Origin of the sequence: Bradyrhizobium sp. (assembly GCF_017881085.1) — a bacterium.
Classification (GTDB): domain Bacteria; phylum Pseudomonadota; class Alphaproteobacteria; order Rhizobiales; family Xanthobacteraceae; genus Bradyrhizobium.
In genome coordinates, this window is the sequence record NZ_JADGRI010000432.1 from 1 (window position 1) to 3,574 (window position 3,574).

Below are 3,574 nucleotides of genomic sequence, written 5' to 3' on the forward strand. Positions count from 1 at the left end.
AACGAACATGGATCAGGGCGCCACTCTTCTGGGCCAGAGCGCTTTTTACTGTGCTCATCGATCTCCTCTCGTGGGCCCTGTCCTACCCCGTCTTGATGGTCCGCCTTGAAGGTTAGTCAAAATATCTTGCCTTGTCAGCACCGCGCCGATGTCGCCGGACCGGTGCTGACAGAGGGCGCCATGATCACATAGCCCCAAAATGGATTCGCCCCCATGAGAGGTCTGCTCGGGGTCAATCGCGTCGGTATGACGGACGACCATCCACTTCCGGTCTGCTCCGATCAACGGACATTCTCAAGATAGGCGGGCATGTCTCAAAAGTGCCAAACTCGGAAGTCGCCACGACGCGACTTCTAGGTTCAAATTGGTCGAGCGGGCGATCTTACTTGTGTAATGGCGACCCCGGAGATCGCGAGCAGCCCACCGACAATCAACTTTGGGGTCATACGGTCGCCAAGGAACAACACGCTCGAAATCAACGCGAACACCGGAAGCAGCAGGCCGAATGGTGCGACGCGGCCCATGGAGCAACGGGCGATCAGCCAGAACCAAAGGCCAAACCCAACAATTCCTCCGATGAAAATGGTGTAGGCGAGTGCCAGCCAACCGCGTTCATCTGCCGTGATAAGGCTCGCCAGTTGTCCGTGTTCAAGGAGCAACGACATCAACATGACCTGCGGCACCGTGAGCAGCGACGACCACCCCATCAACATCAAAGGGTCAAAAGGGCCGTGGCGCTTCGTCAAGACGTTGGACACCGCGAACGCGAAGGCTGCCCCGACCACGAGCAGCAGCGGAAGCACGTTTGCCGACAGGCCAGGCCCCGCTGCCAATACGACCACGCCGACGAATGCAAGCACCACTCCGGCGGACGTAGTTAGAGACGGCCTCTCCGCGAGCAGCGGCCAGGCTAACAGGACGGTGAAGGGCGTGGCGAGTTGATATGCGACGGCCGACATGCTTCCCGAGCCGAGCCCAAGGCCAACATAGAAGAGCCCGAAGTTTAGTCCACCAAGGAAAACCGAAATGGCTGCGACGGGGCCGAACTGTTGAGGTGTGGGCCTTTTGACGAACGGAATAAGCAGCAGCGCGATGGCCAGGAAGCGCAGTGCGAGGAAGAAGAGAGGCGGAAACTCCATAACGCCCACTTTGATGGCCACGAACTGATAACCCCAGAGCAAGGGGACGGCCACCGCGCAGACGATCTGGATGGTAGACATGGTATCCTTCCTTTCAAGACCATTTGGTCTAGATATAGACGCGCTAACGGCGGAGGCGTCCATGGGTTGTCTACCTAATGAAGCGGTCGAGAAGAGCGTCAACGGTGGCTTGCGACGTGATCCGTGTCGGTGCCGTTTTACCGACCACGCGCAGCCCCTCGACGAAACAGACTAGAATTCGGGCGGCACTTGAAGGCTCAACACCATCGGCCAACTTGCCCGCCGCCTTCGCGCGGGAAAGTGCACCAGCCACCCTAGCCTCCATGGCTTTGAAAAAGCTTCCGATGCGACGATCAACTTCAGCATCATGGCCAGCCAGTTCCATGGCTGTGGCCACCAGCAGGCATCCGCGCCGACCATTAGCACCGCTCGTGCGGTCAACGTAGCCGGCAAGGTAGGCCTGCAGGCCGTCGACCGGCTCTCTGCGGGGGTCGAGTTCGGTATCCATCCGTGTCAGGGCATTGGCGACGTAGCGATCAAGCGCACGCAAGAAGAGCGAGTGCTTGTCACCGAAAGCGGCGTAAAGGCTGCCACGCGAGAGCTTCGTCGCACGAAGAAGGTCCGGTAGCGCCGTCGCGTGATAGCCGCGCGACCAGAACACACCCATCGCGCGCTCGACAGCGGCTTCCGTGTCGAAACTTCGGGGGCGGCCACGGGGCAACTGCACTGGGGTTTGGTGGCTCATTGCTGACATATAGACCAATTGGTCTTTAATTGCCAGTGGCCGCTTTGGGTCAAAAACGGTCCTGTAGGGACCAAAATCCGACTTCCGTTATCCCGTAGAAGCGGACGTTGCTCGTCAGCCGTATTCAGCTTGAGGCACGGCTCGGCCCTTACCCCTGCCGCGGTTCGGATTGCACTCGTCAACCGCGTCTTGCCACGCGACGATTTCGTCCTCAAACCAGACCCGGAGGTTCGCGGACGCCGGCGACTGCTGGATACTCTGCTTTCGCGGAATCGCGGCTGTGGTTGAACAGGCATTTCGCGTTGGCAACCGGGGTGCAGGGAGTCCTCGGTGTTCCTGCCTTCACGCCCGGGCACGGTGCGGACTCCGACGGCTGCGACAAATTAACCCGACGGGCAGAATTTCGCTTTCATCGTCGCGCAAATCACCTTCAGGAGTCCTCCCATCCTGTCCCCGAGGAAGGGGCGTTGGCCATCGTCACCGAACGCTGGGACGGGATGCGGTGGACGCGGCGGCATCGTGCGCGCGATGGGATCGCAGGGCGGGATAAACTCCGTGAGCGATCACAGGACGTGCCGACGAGCGGTGCCGAGGCGTACGGCGAAGTCGTGTGGTTCCGATGCCTCAGTGGTTGGCGTCAAGTCTTTCGGAGGCGCAAGAGCCCAACCGGGCCAAAGCGCCGGTTTCCGGGAGGCGACGGAGGCAAGAAAGCCCGATACTCCGGGAAGAGCGCGATATAAGTCGTAAAGCCATTGCGCAGGGAATGTCGGATCGCCTCCGCTGCCCTGTATGCTCGTGTGCGATTTTCTTTTTACCCTTTGCACACGGGACCGCGGGTGCAGCGCGCATCCGGCATTCCCTGCTCCCTCGTTCTTTCGAGGGACAACGAAACGCAAACCTCGGGCGTCTCCCGCCGCGAGAACGCGCATGTGTATCTACTGTTTGAAGAGCGAGACGCCCTTTAATGCTTCCCCGCCCCCATATAGCCGAACAGGAACCCCGCCACCTTGCGCTTCTGGATTTCCTCGCTGCCTTCGGTGATGCGGTAGCGGCGGTGGTGGCGGTAGATGTGCTCGAACGGCTTGTGGCGCGAATAGCCCATGCCGCCATGGACCTGCATGGCGCGGTCGGCCGCCTCGCAACACAGCCGGTTTGCCCAGAAATTGCACATCGAAACCTTGTCGGACAACGTGTGCTCGACCTGCGCCTGGGTAAGCTGGTCCATTTCCCACGCGGTCTTGCGGATCAAAAGCCGCAGCATCTCGGCTTGCGTCGCCAGTTCCACCAGCGGCCACTGGATCGCCTGGTTCTCGGCCAGCGCCTTGCCGAAGGGCTTGCGCTCGCGGGCGTATTTGACGCTTTCGTTGATGCAGTAAACCGCAGCTCCCAGCGAACTCGCCGCCTGCCGGATGCGGTTCTCATGCACAAAACATTGCGCCAGCGACAGCCCGCGGCCGATCTCGCCGAACAACGCATCCTCCGGCACGAATACGTCGGTAAAGCTGACGCGCGGATGATCGGTCGGCATGTTGAAGGTCCACATATATTCCTCGACCTTCACGCCCTTTGTCTTGGCCGGCACCAGGAAGCAGGTGATGCCCCGCGCGTCACCGTCATTGCCCGAGGTGCGCGCGAACAGCGCGCAATGGGTCGCGACATGCATGCCGGT

General features: G+C 60.6%; 3 protein-coding genes. All 3 read right to left on the reverse strand.

From position 1 onward, the window contains the following. Positions 1–359: 359 nt before the first annotated feature. Positions 360–1,220: an EamA family transporter gene (locus QZ213_RS26045; protein ID WP_291688935.1), complete on the reverse strand. Its 861-nt coding sequence runs from the start codon at positions 1,218–1,220 to the stop codon at positions 360–362. Between the two features lie 70 nt (positions 1,221–1,290). After that, positions 1,291–1,905 (reverse strand): TetR/AcrR family transcriptional regulator, encoded by a 615-nt coding sequence (locus QZ213_RS26050; protein ID WP_291688936.1) that lies wholly within the window; start codon positions 1,903–1,905, stop codon positions 1,291–1,293. A 961-nt stretch (positions 1,906–2,866) separates the two neighbouring features. Beyond that, on the reverse strand, positions 2,867–3,574 hold a 708-nt coding region (locus tag QZ213_RS26055; protein ID WP_291688937.1), incomplete at its 5' end, for an acyl-CoA dehydrogenase.